Source organism: Pseudomonas helmanticensis, assembly GCF_900182985.1.
GTDB classification, from domain to species: domain Bacteria; phylum Pseudomonadota; class Gammaproteobacteria; order Pseudomonadales; family Pseudomonadaceae; genus Aquipseudomonas; species Aquipseudomonas helmanticensis.
The window spans coordinates 1918884-1942542 of record NZ_FXUY01000001.1; the positions used below are offsets into that span (position 1 = coordinate 1918884).

The 23659-nt window shown below is 60.1% G+C and carries 17 protein-coding genes; 6 read left to right on the top strand and 11 right to left on the bottom strand.

Going from position 1 to position 23659, the window contains the following annotated elements:
- Nucleotides 1–4: 4 nt before the first annotated feature.
- Genes QOL84_RS08655 through QOL84_RS08665 form a run of 3 tightly spaced genes read right to left on the bottom strand, consistent with a single transcriptional unit; the run spans nucleotide 5 to nucleotide 3074 of the window.
- Nucleotides 5–871, bottom strand: coding sequence for a carbohydrate ABC transporter permease (locus QOL84_RS08655; protein ID WP_007912484.1), 867 nt, complete (start codon nucleotides 869–871; stop codon nucleotides 5–7).
- Nucleotides 868–1980: an ABC transporter ATP-binding protein gene (locus QOL84_RS08660; protein WP_129392181.1), complete on the bottom strand. Its 1113-nt coding sequence runs from the start codon at nucleotides 1978–1980 to the stop codon at nucleotides 868–870. The genes QOL84_RS08655 and QOL84_RS08660 overlap by 4 nt, the downstream gene beginning before the upstream one ends.
- On the bottom strand, nucleotides 1980–3074 hold the full coding sequence (locus tag QOL84_RS08665) for an ABC transporter ATP-binding protein (RefSeq protein WP_129392178.1): 1095 nt from the start codon (nucleotides 3072–3074) through the stop codon (nucleotides 1980–1982). Before QOL84_RS08665 ends, QOL84_RS08660 begins: the two co-directional genes overlap by 1 nt.
- A 343-nt stretch (nucleotides 3075–3417) precedes the next feature.
- Here QOL84_RS08665 and QOL84_RS08670 point away from each other — a divergent pair, with 343 nt between their 5' ends.
- Complete coding sequence (locus tag QOL84_RS08670; RefSeq protein ID WP_283436929.1) at nucleotides 3418–5268, top strand: sigma-54-dependent Fis family transcriptional regulator; 1851 nt, start codon at nucleotides 3418–3420, stop codon at nucleotides 5266–5268.
- 190 nt (nucleotides 5269–5458) lie between these two features.
- Here QOL84_RS08670 and QOL84_RS08675 read toward each other — a convergent pair whose 3' ends face one another.
- The 3 genes from QOL84_RS08675 to QOL84_RS08685 form a co-directional block, all read right to left on the bottom strand.
- Nucleotides 5459–6676, bottom strand: coding sequence for an MFS transporter (locus QOL84_RS08675; RefSeq protein ID WP_283436930.1), 1218 nt, complete (start codon nucleotides 6674–6676; stop codon nucleotides 5459–5461).
- A gap of 437 nt (nucleotides 6677–7113) precedes the next feature.
- Nucleotides 7114–8496: a cysteine--tRNA ligase gene (cysS, locus tag QOL84_RS08680; protein WP_129392166.1), complete on the bottom strand. Its 1383-nt coding sequence runs from the start codon at nucleotides 8494–8496 to the stop codon at nucleotides 7114–7116.
- 22 nt (nucleotides 8497–8518) lie between these two features.
- Nucleotides 8519–10216, bottom strand: a complete 1698-nt coding sequence (locus QOL84_RS08685) for a glutamine--tRNA ligase/YqeY domain fusion protein (RefSeq protein WP_283436931.1) — start codon at nucleotides 10214–10216, stop codon at nucleotides 8519–8521.
- Between the two features lie 253 nt (nucleotides 10217–10469).
- Here QOL84_RS08685 and QOL84_RS08690 point away from each other — a divergent pair, with 253 nt between their 5' ends.
- Both QOL84_RS08690 and lpxH read left to right on the top strand, forming a co-directional pair.
- Nucleotides 10470–10976, top strand: a complete 507-nt coding sequence (locus QOL84_RS08690) for a peptidylprolyl isomerase (RefSeq protein ID WP_283436932.1) — start codon at nucleotides 10470–10472, stop codon at nucleotides 10974–10976.
- Nucleotides 10973–11719 carry a UDP-2,3-diacylglucosamine diphosphatase gene (gene lpxH / locus QOL84_RS08695; protein ID WP_129392157.1) on the top strand — a complete coding sequence of 249 codons (747 nt, stop codon included), beginning with the start codon at nucleotides 10973–10975 and terminating at the stop codon, nucleotides 11717–11719. The genes QOL84_RS08690 and lpxH overlap by 4 nt, the downstream gene beginning before the upstream one ends.
- A 194-nt stretch (nucleotides 11720–11913) precedes the next feature.
- Here the strand turns inward: lpxH and QOL84_RS08700 are convergent, their stop codons facing one another.
- The 5 genes from QOL84_RS08700 to QOL84_RS08720 all read right to left on the bottom strand — a co-directional run bounded on the left by QOL84_RS08700 (nucleotide 11914) and on the right by QOL84_RS08720 (nucleotide 18417).
- On the bottom strand, nucleotides 11914–13443 hold the full coding sequence (locus QOL84_RS08700; RefSeq protein ID WP_129392154.1) for a DHA2 family efflux MFS transporter permease subunit: 1530 nt from the start codon (nucleotides 13441–13443) through the stop codon (nucleotides 11914–11916).
- Between the two features lie 259 nt (nucleotides 13444–13702).
- Nucleotides 13703–14905: an HlyD/EmrA/EmrK family protein gene (locus tag QOL84_RS08705; protein WP_283436933.1), complete on the bottom strand. Its 1203-nt coding sequence runs from the start codon at nucleotides 14903–14905 to the stop codon at nucleotides 13703–13705.
- A gap of 15 nt (nucleotides 14906–14920) precedes the next feature.
- The gene (locus QOL84_RS08710; RefSeq protein ID WP_283436934.1) at nucleotides 14921–16390 is read right to left on the bottom strand and encodes an efflux transporter outer membrane subunit; all 1470 of its coding nucleotides are present in this window, start codon (nucleotides 16388–16390) and stop codon (nucleotides 14921–14923) included.
- Entirely contained in the window at nucleotides 16380–16862 is a 483-nt protein-coding gene (locus QOL84_RS08715; RefSeq protein ID WP_008082119.1) for a MarR family winged helix-turn-helix transcriptional regulator, read from the bottom strand. The genes QOL84_RS08710 and QOL84_RS08715 overlap by 11 nt, the downstream gene beginning before the upstream one ends.
- Nucleotides 16863–17085: 223 nt before the next feature.
- The gene (locus QOL84_RS08720) at nucleotides 17086–18417 is read right to left on the bottom strand and encodes a hypothetical protein (RefSeq protein WP_283436935.1); all 1332 of its coding nucleotides are present in this window, start codon (nucleotides 18415–18417) and stop codon (nucleotides 17086–17088) included.
- A 179-nt stretch (nucleotides 18418–18596) separates the two neighbouring features.
- Between QOL84_RS08720 and QOL84_RS08725 the strand changes: the two genes are divergently transcribed.
- From QOL84_RS08725 to pvrR, 3 genes are read left to right on the top strand one after another with little or no spacing between them, the layout of a single operon-like run.
- On the top strand, nucleotides 18597–19568 hold the full coding sequence (locus tag QOL84_RS08725) for a fimbrial protein (protein ID WP_283436936.1): 972 nt from the start codon (nucleotides 18597–18599) through the stop codon (nucleotides 19566–19568).
- A 54-nt stretch (nucleotides 19569–19622) separates the two neighbouring features.
- Nucleotides 19623–22424, top strand: coding sequence for an ATP-binding protein (locus QOL84_RS08730; RefSeq protein ID WP_283436937.1), 2802 nt, complete (start codon nucleotides 19623–19625; stop codon nucleotides 22422–22424).
- Entirely contained in the window at nucleotides 22411–23598 is a 1188-nt protein-coding gene (gene pvrR, locus QOL84_RS08735) for a response regulator cyclic di-GMP phosphodiesterase PvrR (RefSeq protein WP_283436938.1), read from the top strand. The genes QOL84_RS08730 and pvrR overlap by 14 nt, the downstream gene beginning before the upstream one ends.
- Nucleotides 23599–23659 lie beyond the last annotated feature (61 nt).

Sequence of the window (23659 nt, forward strand, 5' to 3'; positions counted from 1 at the left end):
GGCCTCAGCGGTTGGCGTCGGAGTGAGTCATGGCGGTGTAGAACAGCCAGGACACCAACAGGATGATCAGGAAGTACACCAGCGAAAACGCCGCTGCCGGACCGAGGTCGAATTGCCCTACCGCCATCTGCGTCAACGTCTGACTCAGGAAGGTCGTAGCGTTGCCCGGCCCGCCGCCGGTGAGCACAAACGGCTCGGTGTAGATCATGAAACTGTCCATGAAGCGCAGCATCACTGCGATCAGCAGCACGCTTTTCAGCTTGGGCAATTGAATATGGCGGAACACCGCCCAGGCCGAGGCGCGGTCGATGCGCGCGGCCTGGTAATACACATCGGGAATCGCGCGCAAACCTGAGAAGCACAGCAACGCCACCAATGAAGTCCAATGCCAGACGTCCATCACCAGCACCGTCACCCAGGCGTCCATGGTGTTGGCTGCGTAGTTGTAGCTGATGCCCATCGCGTTGAGGCTGGAACCGAGCAGACCGATGTCGGCGCGGCCGAAAATCTGCCAGATGGTGCCGACCACGTTCCACGGGATCAGCAGCGGAATCGCCAGAATGATCAGCACCACCGACGACCAGCGCCCCTTGGTCGGCATGGTCAGGGCGACAGCGATGCCCAGCGGAATTTCGATCAGCAACACGCAGGCCGAGTAGATGAACTGGCGCAGCAACGAGTCGTGCAAACGCGGATCAAGCAGCACCTGCTTGTACCAGTCAGCGCCGACGAAGTAGCGGCTGGACTGGTCGAAGATGTCCTGCACCGAATAGTTGACCACGGTCATCATCGGGATCACCGCACTGAACGCCACCAGCAGGAACACCGGCAACACCAGCCACCAGGCCTTGTTGTTCTGCACCTTGTTCATGGCTGCACCTCGCCGCTGTCGGCTTCCAGGAGGAACTCGTCGGCATAAACCATCAGCCACTGCGCCGGAAAACTGATGTAGGCAGTGCCCTGCGGCACCGGTTTGTCCTCGGCCAGGCGCACTTTGAGCGGTGCGCCGTCGAGGTCGAGGGTCATGATCTTGTAGGTGCCGAGGTCTTCGACGTGGATGACTTTTGCCTGCATGGCGTCATCAAACGGCTCGTCCCAGACATGAATGAATTCGGGGCGGATACCGACCTTGAGATTTTTCCACTGACCGTGTTCGATATGCCGTTGCATCGCGTCGGACAGCGGCAGGTGCGTCGAGGCGAAACCGACGCCGCCGGGTTGTGGCTGCACCTCGATCAGATTCATCCCCGGGCTGCCGATGAAATAGCCGACAAAGGTGTGGCTCGGCCGCTCGAACAATTCCCGTGGCGTGCCGAACTGGACGATCTGGCCGCCGTACATCACCGCGATCTTGTCGGCGAAGGTCGAAGCCTCGAGTTGATCGTGGGTGACGTAGACCATGGTGATGTTGAACTGCTCGTGGATCTGTTTGAGCTTGCGCCGCAGTTTCCACTTCAGGTGCGGGTCGATCACCGTCAGCGGCTCGTCGAAGAGGATTGCCGAGACGTCGTCACGGACCAGACCACGGCCCATCGAAACTTTCTGTTTTTCGTCAGCGGTGAGGTTGCGCGCCTTCTTGCTCAGGAGGTTTTGCAGGTCGAGGACTTCGGCAATCTCCTGCACCTTGCTGTGCACTTTCGCCTCAGCCATGCCCTGATTGCGCAGGGGAAAGGCGAGGTTATCGAACACGGTCATGGTGTCGTAGACCACCGGAAACTGGAAAACCTGGGCAATGTTGCGCTTCTCCGGCGTCAGGTCATTAACCGCTTTGCCGTCGAACAACACATGGCCCTGCGAAGGGCTGAGCAGGCCGGAAATGATGTTGAGCAAGGTCGACTTGCCGCAACCCGACGGCCCGAGCAAGGCGTAGGCACCGCCCTGCTCCCAGACGTGATCCATCTCACGGATCGCATAATCCTCCGCGCCACTCGGGGTTTTGCTGTAGCTGTGGGCGAGGTGCTGCAAACGGATTTCGGCCATCAGGCAACCCTCGCGACACGCCGGCCCGGTGCTTGCACCAGACGGCCCTGCGCATCGAAAACGAACAGTTTGTGGGTCGGGATGTAAATGCGGATCGGCGCATCGACGTCGTATTCGTGAACGCCGGGCAGGTGCAGCACCAGCAGGAAATGCTCGTTGCGCACGTGCAGGAAGGTTTCCGAACCGCTGATCTCGGCGACTTCGACGGTCACTGCCAATTCCAGGTCGTCATCGTTGCTCGGCACCAGCGAGATATGGCTGGGACGAACGCCGAAGCGAAACTCGCCCTCACCCACCGGACGCAGATCGACGTTCAACGGGAAGTGCACGAAATTGGCGAAACTGACTTCGTTGCCGGCGATGCGCCCGGGCATCAGGTTGATCGGTGGTTCGGAGAACAATTCCGCCGCCAATACGGTTTGCGGCTGGTGATACACCGAAGTCGACGGCCCGCTCTGGATCACCCGGCCTTCGTGAAGAATGGTCGTGGTGCCACCGAGTGCCAGCGCTTCGTTGGGTTCGGTGGTGGCATAAATGGCGATGGTGTGGCGCGCCTTGAACAGCTCGCGCATTTCCTGGCGCAGCTCTTCGCGCAGTTTGTAGTCGAGGTTGACCAGCGGCTCGTCGAACAGGATCAGCTCGGCGTCTTTGACCAGTGCGCGGGCCATGGCGGTGCGCTGCTGTTGGCCGCCAGAGAGTTCCAGCGGATAGCGCTGCAGAAACTTCTCGATGCGCAGCATTCGCGCGGTTTCTTGCACTTTGCTGTGAATGATCTCTTTGGACACACCGGCCTGGCGCAGCGGCGAGGCGATGTTCTCGAACACGGTCATGGTCGGGTAGTTGATGAACTGCTGATAGACCATCGACACGTTGCGCAAACGCACCGGGCGTTGGGTGACATCGACGCCGTTCATCAGGATGCGGCCGCTGTCGGGCTTGTCGAGACCAGCCATCAAGCGCATCAGGCTGGTTTTGCCGGACAGCGTACGGCCGAGCAAAACGTTGAAGGAACCGGCTTCGAATTTCAGGCACGCATCGTCGATCCAGGTCTGGCCCTCGACGGTACGGCTGACGTGCTCCAGGGTGAGTGACATGGCTCGGCCTTTTTATTATTGGAGTCAAGCGACCTGTGCACGGGAGCGAGTTTCGTGCCAGAAAAGGCAAGTGATTGATTTGTCGCGAAAATCGTTGAAAGCACGGGGAACCGGCGTTCATTGCTGAACACATTTGAACAGTTGGGCGATTGACAATGAACAATAGTGAACAACACTCTATGAACGCTTTTTGCGAACCGATCCCCCTGTAGGAGCTGCCGCAGGCTGCGATCTTTTGATCTTGATTGTCAAAAAACAGGATCAAAAGATCGCAGCCTGCGGCAGCTCCTACAGAGGGGATCGCATAACAATAATAAGAATGCTGCATCAGAGGCTGACTGCCATGGCCGCACCTGCCCCGCCGCTGTCCCACGACGCGATCGTCCAGACTTCCTGGCAACGTTGCCGCGCGTTCGGTCTTGATCACCAGAGCACGCCGGCCTTCGATCAGTTGCCTGCCGCCGGCATTGCGCATCTGCTCGACAGTCATCACTCACTGGTGCAGACCACGCATCAGGAAGTTCTGCCCTATTACGAAAACATCCTCAGCAACTCCAACTGCTTGATCATGCTCGCGGACAATCAGGGCCAAGTGCTGACCTCGTGGGGCACGCAACGCTTTATCGAACCGAATCTGGCGCGAGGGTTTCAGGCCGGTGCGAGCTGGGTGGAACGCACCAGCGGCACCAATGCGATCGGCACGGCGCTGGCCTGTGAGCAAGCCGTGCACATCGAACACGACGAACATTTTCTCAAGGCCAACCGTTTCATGACCGGTTCCGCCGCGCCGATTTTCGACGCCGAGCGCAAGGTGATCGCGGTGCTCGACGTGTCCAGCGACAGCTACCTGCCGCCCTCGCATACCTTGGGCATGGTCAAGATGATGAGCCAGACCGTGGAAAACCGGCTGATCCTCAACCTGTTCCATGGCCAGCACTTTCAACTGACCTTCAACACCGGGCTGAACAACCTCGACAGTCAGTGGGCCGGGTTGTTGATTTTTGATGAGAGCGGTCAGGTGTTGTCGGCTAATCGCCGAGCGGACAATCTGCTCGGCGTGCGCCTGTCGCGGGTAAGCGTCGAGAGCCTGTTCAAGGTGTCGATGCTGGAGCTGATCAATCAACCGGACGGCCTGCCGTTTGCCTTGCAGACCTCCGGGCGTAACCGTTTTCAATGTTTGTTGAAGCGACCGAAGCAGGCGCCGATTCAACCTCGCCTCTTCGCTGAAGCAAAAAGCGTCGAAGCGCCGATCAAGACAGCCGGCGCCATCAGCCTCAACACCCTGCACTTCGGCGACAGTCGTGTGGAAAAAGCCGTGCGTCAGGCGGAACGCTTGCTGGAAAAAGACATTCCTCTACTGATCCATGGCGAAACCGGAGTCGGCAAAGAAGTCTTCGTCAAAGCCCTGCATCAGGCCAGCTCGCGTTGCAAACAGGCATTCATTGCCGTCAACTGTGCAGCGATCCCCGCCGAACTGGTCGAGTCGGAACTGTTCGGCTATGAAAAAGGCGCTTTCACCGGCGCCAATCAGAAAGGCAGCATCGGCCTGATTCGCAAGGCGGACAAAGGCACGTTGTTCCTTGATGAAATCGGCGACATGCCGCTGCCGACGCAGGCGCGGTTGTTGCGGGTGTTGCAGGAGCGTTGCGTGCAGCCGGTGGGCAGCAGCGAGTTGTTCCCGGTGGATTTGCGGATTATCTCGGCGACTAACCGCTCTTTACGCGAACAAGTGCAGTTGGGCCGGTTCAGGGAGGATTTGTATTACCGCATTGGCGGGCTGACGCTGGAGTTGCCGCCATTGCGCGAGCGCAGTGACAAGGAGGCGTTGTTCAAGCGGCTGTGGGAAGAGCATCGTGAACCGACGCAATGGGCCGGGTTGAGTCGTGAGGTGCTGGAGTTGTTCGAACGGCATCCGTGGCCGGGGAATTTGCGTCAGGTCAGCAGCGTGATGCAGGTGGCGCTGGCCATGGCCGAGGAACAACCGGTGAGGCCGGAGCATTTGCCGGATGATTTTTTTGTGGATCTGGAGATGGAGCCGGTGGAGAGCGCGGTGCCGTTGGGGGTTGATTTGAATGATGTGGAGGCGTTGAACCGTGAGTTGAAGGCTTCCGGGGGGAATATTTCGCATTTGGCGCGGCGGTTGGGGGTTAGTCGGAATACGCTTTATAAGCGGTTGCGGCAGATTGAAGGTTGAGTGAACTCCACGCCCCTCATCGGAACGCCGCCCGCCCAGCCCTCTCCCAGAGGTAGAGGGAGCTGACCGAGGTGTCTGGCGCTGGACATCGACCTGAAACATCGTGCCGATTATGGATTCAAAGCATCACGTTCAAGTCGGTGTATTTCTTGAACATCCCCCATTCAGTCCCCTCTCCTGGGGGAGAGGGTTAGGGTGAGGGCGAAAATTGCGGCTCAACCTGCACAGCCGAAGCAGCCCCCAATGTACGCAACCCGAACAACACAACAACCACCATCATGATCCCCGCGCCAATCGCCACGCCAAACCCCGCCCGCGCGCCGTACGCATCGATAACCACCCCCGCCAACATCCCGCCCAGTGCAACGCCGATGCTGATACCCGTGGTCATCCACGTCAGCCCTTCGGTGATCCGCGACGGCGGGATGATGATCGTCCCCAGCTTCATCACCACGACCATCGTTGGCGCAAACGAGATGCCGGCGATGAACAGCGTCGCTGACAGGACATACACGTCGGCTGCAAAAATCGGCAACACGCCGGTGAACGCCGTGACCAGGATCCCGATCAGAAACTGTTTTTCGATCGCCAGCGAAACCCTCATCGCGCCGAACGTCAGGCCCGCAACCAGTGAACCGAACGCATAGGCGGCGAGGATAAAGGTCGCCGACGCTGGCCAGCCCTGCGCATTGGCGAACGCCACGACGGCGACATCGATTGCTCCGCCAATGACACCCATCGCCAACAGCGCCAGCACAATGGTGCGTACACCGGGAATCAGCAGGGTTGAGCCGCCATGACTGGCGTGGCCCACGACAACTTTAGGTTCAGTCTGGCGTTGCAGCAGAAACGCCGTCACCCCGACGGCCAGCAATCCGACCGCGACCAGTGGCCCGGCTTCGGCGAAAAAACTCACGCTCAAACCGATCGCCAGTGGCGGGCCGACAATGTAGGCCATTTCGGTGAGGACAGTGTCCAGCGAGAACGCCGTGTGCAGTTGCGGCTTACCCCGGAACAACTGCGTCCATCGGGCGCGAATCATCGACGGCATGCTTGGCATCGTCCCCGCCAGTGCAGCCAGAACGAACAGCAACGCGGCTGGAGCGCGCAAGTAGACGGCGGTGATCAGCGCCAGCAACATGCCAATGCTGAACGCTGTGACGATGGGCAGCACACGACTCTGGCCATGTTGATCGACCTGTTTCGAGATGTGCGGGCCGAGTAACGCATTGGCCAGGGTGAACGTGCCGGCGACGGCGCCGGCCAGCCAGTAAACCCCGGTTTGTTGCACCAGCATGGTGATGATGCCGATGCCGATCATTGCCTGTGGCAAGCGGGCGATAGAACTCGCGAGCACTAGCCCGGTGGCGCCGGGGGTGGTCAGCAGTTCGCGATAGTGATTTGCCATGGTGTTTCCCTTACATGATCATCGCCGCTCAGCATCCGGCTGAACGCGTTGCCGACATCAAGACCTACGCGAACGGCAAAAGCAACCCTCACCCCAGCCCTCTCCCGGGGGGAGAGGGAGCTGACCGAGGCGTCTGACTTGATGCATCGACCTGAAAAAGCCAGTTGATTATGGATTCAAAGCAACACGTTCAAGTCGGCGTATTTCCTGAATATCCCCCAATCATTTCCCTCTCCCCCTGGGAGAGGGCTAGGGTGAGGGGCTTTTCTCGCGGCCAAACAAAAACCCGCACACGGCGGGTTTTGTTGATCGTTCCCACGCACCGCGTGGGAATGCAGCCCGGGACGCTCTGCGTCTCTGCAAAGCCGAACGCGGAGCGTCCGAGGAGGCGTTCCCACGCAAAGCGTGGGAACGATCATCACGCCGAGCAGGTTCGGTCAGTCAGCCAGACGCCAGGTAGTCCCACCCTTGCCGTCTTCCAGCACAACGCCCATCGCCGTCAACTGATCACGAATCCGATCGGACTCAGCCCAATCCTTCCCGGCACGTGCCGCCAGACGCGCCGCGATCAGCGCATCGACTTCAGCCGCATCGACACGCCCTTCGGCGCCGGCTTGCAGGAAGTCATCGGCCTCAAGCTGCAACACGCCCAACACGCTCGCCAGTTCTTTCAGGCGCGCTGCCAGACCCGCCGCTGCAGCGAGATCGCTCTCACGCAGACGGTTGATCTCACGCACCATCTCGAACAGCACTGCGCAGGCTTCCGGCGTGCCGAAGTCGTCGTTCATCACCGTGGTGAAACGCTCGACGAATGCTTCGCCGCCCGCCGGTGCAACGTTCGGCAGCCCTTTCAACGCGTGGTAGAAACGCTCGAGTGCGCCTTTGGCGTCCTTGAGGTTGTCTTCCGAATAGTTGATCGCGCTGCGGTAGTGGCTCGACACCAGCAGGTAACGCACGACTTCCGGGTGGTACTTTTCCAGCACGTCGCGAATGGTGAAGAAGTTGTTCAAGGACTTGGACATCTTCTCGCCATTGATGCGAATCATGCCGCAATGCATCCACGCGTTGGCGTAGGTCTTGCCGGTGGCCGCTTCGCTCTGGGCGATTTCGTTTTCGTGGTGCGGGAACTCGAGGTCGCTGCCGCCGCCATGAATGTCGAAAGTTTCGCCGAGGCAGCAGGTGGACATCACCGAGCACTCGATGTGCCAGCCCGGACGCCCGGCGCCCCATGGCGATTCCCAGCTTGGCTCGCCCGGCTTGGTGGCTTTCCACAGGACGAAGTCCAGCGGATCCTGCTTGGCTTCGTCGACCTCGATGCGCGCACCGATGCGCAGGTCTTCGATTTTCTTGCGCGACAGTTTGCCGTAGCCCATGAATCTGGCGACGCGGTAGTACACGTCGCCGTTGCCCGGGGCGTAGGCGTAACCCTTGTCGATCAAGGTCTGGATCATGCTCAGCATGCCCGGAATGTGATCGGTGGCACGCGGCTCCATGTCCGGCTTGAGGATGTTGAGGCGTGCCTCGTCCTCGTGCATCGCGGTGATCATGCGCTCGGTCAGCGCATCGTACGGCTCGCCGTTTTCGCGAGCACGATTGATGATCTTGTCTTCGATGTCGGTGATGTTGCGCACGTACGTCAGGTTATAACCGCTGAATCGCAACCAGCGTGTCACCAGGTCGAACGCGACCATGCTGCGGCCGTGGCCAATGTGGCAGTAGTCGTACACGGTCATCCCGCAGACGTACATGCGCACATTGTTGCCATCGAGCGGTTTGAAGACTTCTTTGCTCTTGGTGAGCGTGTTGTAAATCGTCAGCACTTTTAATTTCCTTGACGCTGAATCACTGGCCCCACGAATCGCGCAGGGTCACGGTACGGTTGAATACCGGCTGACCTGGTTTCGAGTCCTTCAAATCGGCGACGAAGTAGCCTTCGCGCTCGAACTGGAAACGGTCTTCCGGCTGTGCATTGCCAAGCGATGGCTCCGCACGACAACCGGTGAGTACCTGCAGCGAATCAGGGTTGATGTTGTCGAGGAAACTCGCGCTGTCTTCAGCCTTCTCAGGGTTGGCCGAACGGAACAGGCGATCGTACAGACGCACTTCGCACTCGACGCTGGCGGCTGCCGGCACCCAGTGGATCACGCCTTTGACCTTGCGGCCTTCAGGGTTTTTACCCAGAGTTTCCGGGTCGTACGAGCAACGCAGTTCGACGATGTTGCCGTCGGCGTCCTTGATCGCTTCGTCGGCACGGATCACGTAGCTGCCGCGCAGACGCACTTCACCGGCCGGTTCCAGGCGCTTGTAGCCCTTCGGCGGCTCTTCCATGAAGTCGTCACGGTCGATGTAGATTTCCCGGGCGAACGGCAGCGCGCGCACGCCCATGTCTTCCTTCGGGTGGCGCGGCAGTTCGAGGTTCTCGACCTGGCCTTCCGGGTAGTTGGTGATGACCACTTTCAGCGGACGCAGGACGCACATGGCGCGCGGCGCGGTGTGATCGAGGTCGTCACGGATGCTGAATTCGAGCATGCCGAAGTCGACCACGCCGTCGGAACGGTTGGTGCCGATCATTTCGCAGAAGTTGCGGATCGATTTCGGCGTGTAGCCACGGCGGCGGAAGCCCGACAGCGTGGACATGCGCGGATCGTCCCAGCCATGCACGTGCTTTTCATCGACCAGTTGCTTGAGCTTGCGCTTGCTGGTGATGGTGTAGTTGAGGTTCAGACGGCTGAACTCGTACTGACGCGGGTGCGCCGGCACTGGCAGAGCGTCGAGGAACCACTCGTACAGCGGACGATGGCTTTCGAACTCCAGGGTGCAGATCGAGTGAGTGATGCCTTCGATGGCGTCCGACTGACCGTGGGTGAAGTCGTAGTTCGGGTAGATGCACCACTTGTCGCCGGTCTGGTGGTGATGCGCGTGGCGAATGCGGTACATGATCGGGTCGCGCAGGTTCATGTTCGGCGAGGCCATGTCGATCTTCGCGCGCAGCACGCGGGCGCCGTCGGCGAACTCACCGGCACGCATGCGGGCGAACCAGTCGAGGTTTTCTTCCACCGAACGGTCGCGGAACGGGCTGTTCTTGCCCGGCTCGGTCAGGCTGCCACGGTATTCCTTGGCCTGCTCCGGGGTCAGGTCGTCGACGTAGGCTTTGCCAGCCTTGATCAGCTCGACGGCCCAGTCGTGCAACTGGTCAAAATACTGCGAGGCGTAGCGCACTTCGCCGGACCATTCGAAGCCCAGCCATTTGACGTCGGCTTCGATCGCGTCGATGTATTCCTGATCTTCCTTGGCCGGGTTGGTGTCGTCGAAACGCAGGTGCGTGACGCCGCCGAACTCCTGGGCCAGGCCGAAGTTCACGCAGATCGACTTGGCGTGGCCGATGTGCAGGTAGCCGTTGGGCTCAGGCGGAAAACGGGTGACGATCTGGGTGTGCTTGCCCGAGTCCAGGTCTGCCTGGATGATCGGCCGCAGGAAGTTGACCGGCACGGCAGGGCCGGACTTGGCATTCGAGGTAGGGTCGACAGTGGGCTTGCTCATAGGATCCTTGACTTACATGTGCGCGGCCGCAGAGAGGGGCCAGACAAAACAAAGCCGCTATCATAGCCGATGCTGTCAAGGGGCTGACAGAGCAGGCCCTATAAAGGCGCGCTTTTTATCGCCAAGAAATGAAAAAACCGCCTCGAAATTCGCGCCTGTCACGCTAAACTGCGCACCTTGGCCCTGATGGGCTGAACCGGTAACGGGTCGACATGTCCCATTACCCACGAATTCCTTATAAAGAGTAGCGATCATGACTCAAGTTAAATTGACCACCAACCATGGCGACATCGTCCTCGAACTGAACGCTGAAAAGGCACCGGTGACCGTTGCCAACTTCATCGAATACGTCAAAGCCGGTCACTACGAAAACACCGTTTTCCACCGTGTAATCGGTAACTTCATGATCCAGGGCGGCGGTTTCGAGCCAGGCATGAAGGAAAAGAAAGACAAGCGTCCAAGCATCCAGAACGAAGCCGACAACGGCCTGCCGAACGAGAAGTACACCGTTGCGATGGCCCGTACCATGGAGCCGCATTCGGCTTCCGCGCAGTTCTTCATCAACGTCGCCGACAACAGCTTCCTGAACCACAGCGCCAAGACTACTCAGGGCTGGGGCTACGCGGTATTCGCTAAAGTGGTTGCCGGCACCGACGTTGTCGACAAGATCAAAGGTGTTTCGACCACTTCCAAGTCCGGCCACCAAGACGTGCCAAAAGACGACGTGATCATCGAGAAAGCCGAGATCATCGAAGCGTGATATTGCTGATTTCAGACTTGCATCTGGAAGAGGAGCGCCCGGACATCACCCGGGCGTTTCTGGATTTGCTCGCCGGACGCGCCCGCTCGGCGAGTGCGTTGTACATTCTCGGCGACTTCTTCGAAGCGTGGATTGGCGACGACGCCATGACGCCCTTCCAGCGTTCCATCTGCCAGGCCCTTCGCGAATTGAGCGACAGCGGCACGGCGATTTTTCTGATGCACGGCAATCGCGACTTCATGCTCGGCAAGGCCTTCTGCAAGCAGGCCGGCTGTACGTTGTTGAAGGACCCGAGTGTCGTGCAGTTTTATGGCGAGCCGGTGCTGTTGATGCACGGTGACAGCCTGTGCACGCGCGACGTTGGCTATATGAAGCTGCGGCGCTATCTGCGTAATCCGATCACCCTGTTTATCCTGCGTAACCTGCCGCTGAGCAGCCGCCATAAGCTGGCGCGCAAGCTGCGCAGCGAGAGCCGTGCACAGACGCGGATGAAGGCCAATGACATTGTCGATGTCACGCCGGAGGAGATTCCGCGGATCATGCAGGCGTTCGGCGTAAAAACCCTGATCCATGGCCACACCCATCGCCCGGCGATCCACAAGTTGCAGATCGGCGATGAAGCGGCGAAGCGGATTGTGCTGGGGGATTGGGATCGTCAGGGCTGGGCGTTGCAGGTGGATGAGAGCGGGTACGCCTTGGCGCCGTTCGACTTCGCCCCGCCGCTGGCTTTGCCGCACGGCTAAAAGCTTTACCCCCTCACCCCAGCCCTCCCGAAACGTCGGACCGCCCCCAAGGGGGCGAGGGGGAAAGGGAGCCGATCTCTATGCTTTTCAAAACCCGAGTTCGACTCGGTATTGCAAGTCGGTGTACCTCGAACATCCACCACGGTCAGTCCCCTCTCCCTCCGGGAGAGGGTTAGGGTGAGGGGCTTTTGACCTTAGTGCCCGGAAGCGGCCGGGCCGGCCTTCGCAGCAAACGGTGGCTTGGCCAGCCACACAATCAGAATCAACCCCATGAAGCCCCAGCCCAGCAGCGTGAAGTAATCCACGGTGGAGAGCATGTACGCCTGACTGGTCAGCACATGATCGAGCTGCGCATACGCCGGGTTGCTCGCCCCGCCCAACTGGTTCAGCGCCTCACGTGTGGCCGGCTCATAAGTGCTGATGCTTTCACTCATATACGCATGATGCTGATCCGCCCGACGAATCCAGATCCACGTGGTCAGCGACGCCGCAAAACTACCGCCCAACGTCCGCAGGAACGTCGCCAGGCCCGCGCCATCGGCAATCTGGCTCGGCGGCAGGTCAGACATCAAAATGCTCAGGGTCGGCATGAAGAAAAGTGCCACGCCAATGCCCATGAACAGCTGCACCAGCGCGATGTGCTGGAAGTCGACTTCGTTGGTGAACCCAGCCCGCATGAAGCAGCTCAGGCCAATCGCCAGGAACGCTAGCCCGGCCAGCAGGCGCAGGTCGAACTTGTTCGCGTACTTGCCGACAAACGGCGACAGCAGCACCGGCAGAATCCCGATCGGCGCCACGGCCAGCCCGGCCCACGTTGCGGTGTAGCCCATTTGCGTCTGCAACCACTGCGGCAGGATCAGGTTGATGCCGAAGAACCCGGCGTAACCCAGCACCAGCACCAGCGTGCCGATGCGGAAGTTACGGTGCGCAAACAAGCGCAGGTTGACCACCGGATGCTGGTCGGTCATTTCCCAGATGATGAACACCGCCAGTGCCACCACCGAAATCGCCGCGCCAATGATGATGAAGTTCGACTCGAACCAATCCAGGTCATTGCCCTTGTCGAGGATCACCTGCAACGCGCCAACACCAATGATCAGCGTGATCAGACCGACGTAATCCATCGGCTGACGGCTGGTTTCCACCGGACGTTTGGCCAACTGCGAGCGCACCACCATCACCGCAAAGATGCCAATCGGCACGTTGATGAAGAAGATCCACGGCCAGCTGTAACTGTCAGTAATCCAGCCACCAAGAATCGGCCCAGCAATGGGCGCCACCACTGTGACCATCGCCAGTAACGCCAGGGCCATGCCACGCCTGGCGGGCGGATAGACCGCGATCAACAGGGTTTGCGTCATCGGGTACAGTGGCCCGGCGACCAGACCTTGCAGCACGCGGAAGCCGATCAGTTCCGGCATCGACGTCGAGATACCGCAGAGAAACGAGGCCAGCACAAACAGAATGGTGGCCCACAAAAACAGTTTTACCTCGCCGAAACGGCGGCTGAGCCAGCCGGTCAGAGGCAGCGCAATCGCGTTGCTCACCGCGAACGAGGTGATCACCCAGGTGCCCTGCTCCGAACTCACCCCCAGGTTGCCGGAAATCGTCGGCAGCGCCACGTTGGCGATGGTGGTGTCGAGCACTTGCATGAACGTCGCCAGCGACAGACCGATGGTGCTGAGCAACAGGCTGGGCGGCGTGAAAGAGGCGTTATTGCTCATCGCGAATCCTTTGGAACCGGGTTGGCGCTGCGTCCGTTACAGACGCGGCTGCCCATGCGGAAAACAATCTATGGGATAAGGAAAACTACTGTGGCGAGGGGATTTATCCCCGTTGGACTGCGCAGCAGTCCCGTCTTTTCCTGATCCAAAGAGGGGCCGCTGCGCGACCCAACGGGGATAAATCCCCTCGCCACAAGGAATTCCTTTTCCCAGATCAATCCCTGTATCTCAGATAAATCCCCTGACCACAGGTGTGATCTCAGCGTTGCGCGGTTTTGCTGACCGCTGCGCTGTTGTCGTGGATCAGCTGCGCAATCATCGCGTCGGCTTCGGCCAGTTGGCGGTCGTAAACATTGGTGCTGAACGAGGCCTTTTGTGGAGGCTGTTGCGCCAGCACCGGACCGCTCTGGTCGTGCAGGTTCACTTCAACATTGGTCGACAGACCGACGCGCAGCGGATGCTTGGCCAGTTCTTCGGCGTTGATGTGGATGCGCACCGGCACACGCTGAACAATCTTGATCCAGTTACCGGTGGCGTTCTGCGCTGGCAGCAAGGCAAACGCGCTACCGGTACCGGCGCCAAGGCTGTCGACGGTGCCGCTGTACTTCACGTCGCTGCCGTAGATGTCCGACTCGATATCAACCGGCTGACCGATGCGCATGTCACGCAGTTGGGTTTCCTTGAAGTTCGCATCGATCCACAGTTGATCCAGCGGAATCACTGCCATCAGCGCCGTGCCCGGCTGCACACGCTGACCAAGTTGTACGGTGCGTTTGGCCACATAACCGGTGACCGGCGCGATCAAGGTGCTACGGGCATTGGTCAGGTAAGCCTGACGCAGATCGGCAGCGGCGGACATCACGTCCGGGTGCGACGACACCACGGTGTCATCGACCAGTGCGCTGGTGGTTTTCAGTTGCTGCTTGGCATTGGCCAAGGCGTTTTGCGCCGAGGTCAGGTCGTCGCGAGCGTGGGACAGTTCTTCCTGGGAAATTGCCCCGCCCTGCGCCAGGTTCTTCCGGCGGTTGTAGTTGTCCTGGGCTTTTTGCACTTCAGCCTGTTGCGCGTTGACCTGGGCTTTCATGCCATCAACGTTGCTGTACAAGCCGCGCACCTGACGTACGGTGCGCGCCAGTTTCGCTTGAGCACTTTGCAGGCCGACTTCGGCGTCGTTCGGGTCGAAGTTGATCAGTACCTGGCCTTCATGCACCAGATCACCGTCGTCAGCACCGATGCTGACCACGGTGCCAGTCACCAGCGGGGTGATTTCGACGACGTTGCCGTTGACGTAGGCGTCGTCAGTACTTTCATTGAAGCGCCCGATGAATTCGTGATACGCCCAGACGCCGGCGCAGGCGAGTGCAACCACGACCGCCAGGACCAACAGCATCACTTTGCGTTTGCGCGGGTTGCCGGTGTCCGGGGTGTTGTCTTGAGCTTGGGTGTTTTCGGCAGTGGCCATGACAATTACCTTGAATTAGTTGTGCGGCGTGGCTGGGGTGGCGTTGGCTGCGGTCAGGGTTTGCCCCTGGAAGCCGCCGCCCAGCGCTTGCATCAGTTGAATCGACAGGTCGATCTGCTCGGCATTGAGGTTGGCCAACTGACGCTGGGCCTGCAGCAATTGCTGCTCGATGCTGAGCACGTCCAGGTAGTTGCCGATGCCGGAACCGTAACGCTGGACGACGGTGTTGTAAGAATCCTGAGCAATCTCGGTGGCGTGTTGCTGCGCACCGATCTGCCGGCCGATGTCACGCAACTGGTTGATCGTGTCGCTGACATCACCGAGTGCTTTCACCAGGCTTTTGTTGTACTGCGCCACTGCCAGGTCGTAATCGGCGTCGCGGGCGTCGAGGTTGGCGCGCAGGCGTCCGCCGTCGAAGATCGGCACCGAAATGGTCGGGGCAATGTTGAAGAAGCGACTGGCCGAACCGAACATCGCGTCACCCAACAAAGATTCGGCACCGGCCGAAGCCGACAGGTTCAAGTTGGGATAGAAGCGGGTTTTCGCCGAGTCGATGTCTTTGCTCGCCGCTTCGACACGCCAGCGGGCGGCAACCAGATCCGGGCGACGACCGAGCAATTCGGCAGGCAACACCGACGGCACCGCGACAGCACTGGCTTGCAGGACTTTTGGCCGGGCGATTTCGTTACCGCGATCCGGGCCTTTGCCGAGCAGCACGGCTAAGGCGATCCTGGCGCTGCTCAGGCGTTTTTCCGCATCGATCAGGCTGGCTTCGGAACTGGCTTCCAGACTCTGGGTTTGCTGGAACTGGTACTGGCTGTCGATCCCGGAACTCAGGCGACGCTGGCTCAAATCGAGCATCTGCTTGGTACGCTTGAGGTCGTCATTGGCCAGGTCATAAACGATATGCGCCTGACCGAGATCGCTATAGGCGCGAGCAACATCCGCGGCCAGCGTCAACTGTGCCGCCTGACGATCGACTTCAGCGGCGCGGGCCTGACCGAGTGCGGCTTCCCAGGCATCACGCTGGCCGCCCCACAGGTCGAAGTTGTAATTGAAGCCGGCGCTGACATTACGCACGGTGGCGTAAGCATCGCCCTGCCCCCGTGGATCCTGATCCTTGGCCAGGCGCGAGCGGCTGATGCCGGCGCTGGCGTCGAGGGTTGGATAACGCTCGGCATCGGCGGCATACGCAGCGGCGCTGGCCTGATGGGCGCGGGCTTCGGCGATTTGCATGTCGGGGCTGTCGTGCAGAGCTTCGCGGATCAAGCCGTCGAGTTGCGGATCGCCGAGGCTGGTCCACCAGTCGCTTTTCGGCCACGCGGCCGGCGACAGGGTCACGCCGTTGAGGGATTGGCCGACTTTCAGGTTTTTCGCATCGAGGCTCGCGCCCGACGTGTCGAGGCCGCTGTAGTTGGCGCAACCGGCGAGGATCATCGCCGACAGCACCAGGGTCAGGCTGCTGCGCAGGGTTTTACCGCTCATTGTGTTCACCTAAGCGCTGGAGGGTGATCGGGTCACCGGCTGCCAGCAGGATTTTCTTGAGGATGTATTCCAGGGTCTTCAGCTCGTCCGGGGTGACGGCGCCGGCCAGTTCATTCATTGCATCGGCGCCGATGTGCGGCAGGCGATCGGCCAGTTGCTGGCCTTGCTCGGTCAGGGTCAGTTGCACCTGACGGCGATCGCCTTCGCTGCGTTGGCGAGCGAGAAAACCTTTCTGCTCCAGACGATCGAGCATGCGTGTCATCGAACCGCTGTCGAGCGACAGATGCCGGCACAGTTCGGCCGGGGTATCGACGCCGTACTGGGCCATGATGATCAACACCTTGAACTGCGCGGCGGTGATGCCGTGGGGTTCCATGTGGGTGTCGATGATCCGGTCTTTGAGCAGCGCAGCACGGCCAAGCAACAGGCCGAGATGGCAGTGTTTGAATTCGTCCGGGGTGAAATGCTTCATTTGCTCACCTAATAACTGCCTAGGCAGTGAATGTATGTCGAGATGTTACTGCCTAGGCAGCGAATGTCAACGAAATAGTTAGGAAGCTTTGTAAATAGTTGACCAGTGGAGTTGGTTTTTGTGCTGAAGAGGGGTGACGAAGATCAAAAGATCGCAGCCTTCGGCAGCTCCTACAGGGATCAGAACCGTGTAGGAGCTGCCGAAGGCTGCGATCTTTTGATCTCTATGAGGATGTCGAGGAATCGTCAGAAGGATGCACTGGTGGCGGCTGCACCGGATGCACCTCACGCCCGCGCAAGGCAGTCGCCACATAGCCAAAGGCACGTTTGCTCACCGCATAAATGCTGTGCCAGCCCGGCGGTGCCGGCTCGATGGCCGCATGCAGCGCTCGCGCATAGTCGAGCACCAGCCCGGGCGTCCAGGCCATCGCCTCGGCGCGTTTGCGCACTTGCGCGGCGACCCAGAACTCGGGGCTGAAGATGACTCGGGCGAAGTCGAGCATGCTCGAATGACCCCGGTTCATCGCCCCTTCCAGCGCCGCTTCGAGGCTATGGGCGACGGCACTGGAGCAATTGCGACTGGTCAGGTTGTACGTGCTGTTCTGCCGATACTCCGCCCAGAACGCACTGAGTCGCCGCGCATCGTAGTGGGCAAAACTGACCTGCACCGAAGACGGACACCAGTCCGCCACCTCGCCGGCATAGTCCGGCAGAAACCTGCCGGCGACATCGTTGTTCGGCGTCGCCCGCAGCAAGCGCACGAAATCCCCCGCCGAACGATCGATGTCATCCAACGGGTAATGGCTGATGTAGATGTCCGGGCCACATTCCAGTGCCGCGTGGCCGGCGGAGATCACGCCGTTGATGTCGACCGCCGCGATGTAGCGATTCAGCAGGCGATTGCGCACCAAGGTGTCATCGACGGTGCCGCTGGGGGTCCAGACATGAATCACCACCGCGCCGCTGTTGGCCGGCGCAGGGCCCTCGACAGGACTGGCCAGCGGCGGCTGGTTTTTGAAGCGCACGGCTTGCCGCAACAAGGCGCAACCGGTGAGAAACAGGCTCATGCCAATGCAAAACGGTACCGTGCCCTTATACAGCGTCGGGTACGGCTCGAAGATGAACACGCCAAAGCCGATTTCGAACAAACCCGTGAGCAGTGACACTTGCCAACCGACAAAACGCACCACCACCGCTGCCGCCAACCGAAAGCCGCCATCGAGCAGAAAAGCCCCGCCAAACAGCACCGCCAGAATCAGCCCGGCGGCGTGTTGCCGGTCGACGATCAGCAGTCCCAGCAAGAGAAAAGCCAATCCTCGCGCTTTGCGCAGGGCAGCAGCGGTCCCGGCTTGCGGTGCCGGCACCAGCAGCAGGATCAGCGCTTCGAGCAATAACAGGTAACCGAAAAGATGCAGCGGGAAATACAAAACGCCGTCGAGCGCATCAATGAAGATGCCCACACCGGCCGCGCCCCAGACAATGCCCGTCAACGCCAGCGCTGACCAACGCTTGCGGACGAATTCGTGACCGAGCAAGACCATACTCAAGCGGACCATGTGACCTCTCTGGTAAACCGGGAAGCGCACCACGTGCACGGCTTTCAGGCTCAGGTGAGTCTAATACATCGTCGCGTTTGCGGATTCGCGCGAGGGTGTTCTAAGAATCGCCTGATGTCCATCGGCAAACGGCGTGTCTAACGTACGCCACTCTTTGGCCAACACGTAAAGTCCCTTTCATGAAGCGTCTAAAACTGCAACGCTCCCTGCTCACCTGCGCCGCGGCGACGTTGCTGGCCTGCGCAACGGACGCGATGGCAGCCATTTGCTCATTCACCGGTAATATCAACACGCAAACGCTCAATTTCGGCGCCAGCCTGGCCAATGGTGGTCTGACCATCCCCGCTGACACGCCCGATGGAACCGTGGTTTACCAGGATACTGCGCAGCAATCGTCTAATAACGAATGGGAATGCACCGCCTCCACGCAATATGGTGTGGGCGTCAATCCTGTCTATGGTACCCCGACCGACAAAGTATCCACGTTCCCTCTGGGCAATACAGGGCTTTCCTTCCGGGTCTGGATAGATGCGCTAAATCGCTATGAGGGTTCGCTGCGTGCGTTAGTGCCAGGGCGCTACGCCATACCATCAGGCTCGACCCGTCTGGAAATCGTCAAGTCAGGCCCATTGGCGGCGCAGATCACGATACCGGCCGGCAATCTGGGCAATCTGCAATCAAGTGAAATCATCTTGAGCAAATACAACCTGGCCAACGCTTTGGTGTTGAACGCAGCCTCCTGCCAGACCCCTGCCGTCCCGGTCGCCATGGGCGATGACTATCAACTCCAGGAGTTCAGCGAAGCGGGCGCCAAACCCCGCACCGTGCGCTTCGCCATCGCCTTGAATCAGTGCCAGACCGGCATCAGGAAAGTCACCTATTCGCTCAAGGCCACCACGCCCGTCATCGACGCGACCAAGGGCATCGTTGCACTCAATAGCACCTCCACCGCCACTGGCATCGGCCTGCAATTGATGAATGACGTCGGGCAACCGATCGCATTCGACACCACCTACCCGTTCAACGCCTTCACCACCACCGGAACCGATTTCAAAATCCCGTTAACCGCCGCGTACTACCGTCTGCCCACGGGCGAACTCAAGGCTGGCAGCGCCAACACCGAAGTCACCTTCGTCGTGAACTACTTGTAGCACTCTAAGGATCGTCTGATTTCCCCCGCTCCCGGCCCTCCATAGAGTGCCGGGATGAGATTGAAGAACTACCTCCATCAGATCAGCCCGCTCCTGTCCTCGCCCGATGCGGCGCGGCGCCTGCTGCGCATTTTTGCCCTGGTGCTGCTGGTGGGCATTCTAGGCGGCGTGTACAGCTTCCTGCTGTTTACCTTCAACAATGAGATTTCCCAACGGCGCAGCTACATGAGCAGCGCCATCGCCGAAGCGCATACCTTTTTCACCACCCGTGAAGCGCTGCTGGAAAGCCTGAGCCTGTCGGCCACACGCAAGGCGAAAATAAACGTGCCGGTGTCCGAAGAAGAAATCCGTCTGCTGCTGGGGCAACCGCCGGGCAAGCAATGGAGCATCTGGCTGACCCAGCGAATGCGCGATTACCTGAAAGCCAAGCAGCTCAATCTGCTGTATGTCAGCAATGGCGGTCATGTATTGCGGCTATACAACGCGACGCCGCTGGTCGTCGGTTTGCCACAGGCCACGCTGGATCAACTGGAAGCGCTCAAGCTCACGGCGACCTTGTCGGAACTGTGGCTGACCCATGCCGCAGACGGGCACTCGCAGCTGTACATCTTCATTCGCCTGGATGAACGCGATGTCCACTCCGGCTGGCTCGGCCTGGAAATGGACGACCGTGAAGTCTCCAACGCCTTGAACGACCACAGCGCCGGCGAGTTCACCATGTTCAACTCCCAAGGCAAGCCGCTGTTCAGCAACAGCCATAAACCACCGCCCGAACAGAATCTGCCGCTGCTGCGGCAACAGGATTTTTTCGGCTTCGTCGGCGATGGCTGGCTGCCCGAGCAATTGGTGTTGCGCAAACAGCTGAAATCGTCGGATTGGCAGCTGACTTACTCCATTGATTTGCTGGCGGTGCTGCGCGCCCTGTGGCCACAAATGCTCGGCGCGCTGCTGTTCTGCGTGTTGAGTATCAGCCTGGTGTGCCTGTTGGTTCGTCGTTTGGAGCATCGCGTCATTACCCCGGCGATCCAGCGCATACAGGCGCTGGTGGAAAGCGAACTGTTCAGCCGCGACGTGATTCAGACCGCGCCGGTGGCGCTGTGCGTGCTGCGCCGCAGTGACGGCCAAGTGGTGCTGGACAACACCCTCGCGCGGCAATGGCTGGGCCAGTGCAGCGAGCAACTGGGCGCGGGCTGGATCCGTGATGCATTTGACGAAACCACGCCATGCCTGACCGATTACTTCGAGACCGCCGACGGTCGTCACCTGTACCTGAGCTGTGCGCCCACCCGCTACAAGGGTGAAGACGTGTTGCTCTGTGCATTTAGCGATATCAGCGCACGGCGGCAAATCGAAGCAGCACTGGAACAGGCACGCCAATCGGCGGATGCCGCCAACGAAGCGAAGACCTTGTTTCTGGCGACCATGAGCCACGAAATCCGCACCCCGCTCTACGGCGTACTGGGCACTCTGGAGTTGCTCGCGCGCACGCAGCTGGACACTCAGCAGAAAAGTTACCTGCGGGCGATCGAGGGGTCGTCGGCCACCTTGCTGCAGTTGATTTGCGACGTGCTCGATGTGTCGAAGATCGAAGCCGGGCAACTGGCGCTGGAGCTGAGCGAATTTTCCGTCTTAGATCTGGTGCACGAGGTGGTGCAGGGTTACGCCGCTGCCGCGCAAAGCAAAGGCCTGCAACTCTATGCCTGCCTGGACCCGCAACTGCCTGAGCACTTGATCGGCGATGTCAGCCGGGTGCGACAGATCCTCAACAACCTGCTGAGCAACGCGGTCAAGTTCACCGATTCCGGGCGCGTGGTGTTGCGAGTCAGACTGCTCGCTCGCGAAGGCGAACGCGTGTGTCTGCAATGGCAGGTTTCGGACACCGGCAAAGGCATCGCCCATGACGATCAGGCGTTTATTTTCGAACCGTTCTACCAGACCGCCGGCAACACCAATGTGGTTGCCGGCACCGGCCTGGGGTTGCCGATCTGCCAGCGTCTGACCCACTTGATGAATGGCACCCTGCGCATGGTCAGCGAGCCGGGCCTGGGCAGCAGTTTTTCCCTGAGCGTGCCGCTGGAGCAACGCTGCAGTAACACACCATCCGCAGCTTTGCCGCCCTTGGCAGCGGACATTGTCTATGTCGTTTCGCCCGTGCGCGAACTGGCCGACAGCGTCAGTGGCTGGTTGCGTCGTTGGGGCGCCCGCGCGCATATCGGCGCACCGGACGACATCGAGCCTGATACAACGGCAGTGTTGCTGGAACTGTATCCCGCGGCCTTCGGACAGCGCCCGAACCTGACATGGCGCGGGCCGCGCGTACTGGCCAGCGGTGACGGCGCCCACGAGCCGCAGTTCAGCGGCGACGGCTGGCAGGTCAATCTGAATGATCTGCTGGCGATTCAACGGGCCGTTCGCCAGGCCCAGAGCGGCCAGATCCTTCACCGCCCGCAAGACAATGAACCCCACGCGATGAGCGCGTTGCACCTGCACATCCTGGTGGCCGAAGACAACGTCATCAATCAACTGATCCTGCGCGATCAGCTCGAAGAACTCGGCTGCACCGTGGCACTGGCCAGCGACGGCGAAGAGGCCTTGGCGCTGTGGCCCGACGCTGCGTTCGACATCATCTTGACCGACGTCAACATGCCCCGCCTCAACGGTTATGAGCTGGCCAAAGCCCTGCGGCGCCTCGGTTGCAGCATTCCGATCATCGGCGCGACCGCCAACGCCCTGCGCGGTGAGGACGCGCTGTGCCTGGCTGCCGGCATGAATCACTGCCTGGTCAAACCTTTTACGCTACGAGCCTTGTTCGCTGTCCTGGCTCCCTACGAACGAGTCGCCCATGAAGCCCTGTAGCATTCTGATTGTCGAAGACCACCCCTTCCAACACCTGTATTTGCAGAACCTGTTCAGCGAGTTGGGCGACTTTGATCTGGCGTGCGCCAGGGACGGCGAAGAAGCACTGGATTACCTGAAACAACGCGACTTCGATCTGGTGCTCACCGACCTGCTGATGCCCGGCATGGACGGCGTGCAATTTATTCAGGGCCTCGCCGCCCAACGTTCGCGTCCGGCGCTGGCGATCATGAGCGCCGCCTCACGACGCATGCTGATGGGCGCGAGCCTGGTGGCGAGCAACCTGCAAGTGAAAGTCATCGGGCTGATTTCCAAACCAGTGAACGCTGCCGCCCTGCGCTGCCTGATCGATCAATTGCAGGCGCTGCGCCAGAGCGCTCCAGCGGCGAACCATCCCGGCATTGATCGTCAGAGTATTTCCAACGCCCTCGACAATGGTGAACTGCAAGCCTGGTTTCAACCCAAAAAGGCCTTGAGCAATGGCCGCATTGTTGCCGCCGAAGCGCTGGTACGCTGGAACCATCCCGAACATGGCACGCTGTTGCCCGGTGTGTTCTTGCCGGCATTGATTGCGTTCGGTCTCGAAGAGCCGTTGCTCTGGTGCGTGCTGAAACAGGCGATCACCGCCCAAGCGACCTGGCGCGAACAGGGCTATGACATTCCGGTCTCGGTCAATTTGCCCACGCACCTGCTCAACAGCCACGACCTGCCCGACCGCATCCTCGCTTTCGTGCTTGCCCATCAGGGCTTGCCCGCGCGGATCTGTTTCGAGTTGATGGAGTGCTCGGTGCCCGATGACATCAGCAATTTCTACGCCGGCGCGTGCCGCTTGCGGATCAAGGGGTTCGGTCTGTCGCAGGACGATTTCGGCAAGGGCTACAGCTCATACATGAACCTGGTGTCCGCGCCGTTCACCGAACTGAAAATCGACCGTGCTCTGGTACAAGGCTGCAATGCCAACGCCGAACTCGCGCAAGCCCTGACCAGCATTGTCAGCCTCGGTCGCCAATTGGGTCTGACCGTGGTGGCCGAAGGCGTAGAAACCGCACAAGAACTTGCTCTGTTGCGTAAGATCGACTGCACTCAGGTTCAGGGTTTCCTGATTTCCCACGCCGTTTCAGCCGAGCAGTTCCAGCACTTGCTGACCCACGACGGGCCGGCGACTGCCTATTGAGCGGCACGTGGCTGTTGTTCAACGTCGCTCGCTACCGAGGTCACTGTGTCCCAAGGCTGTC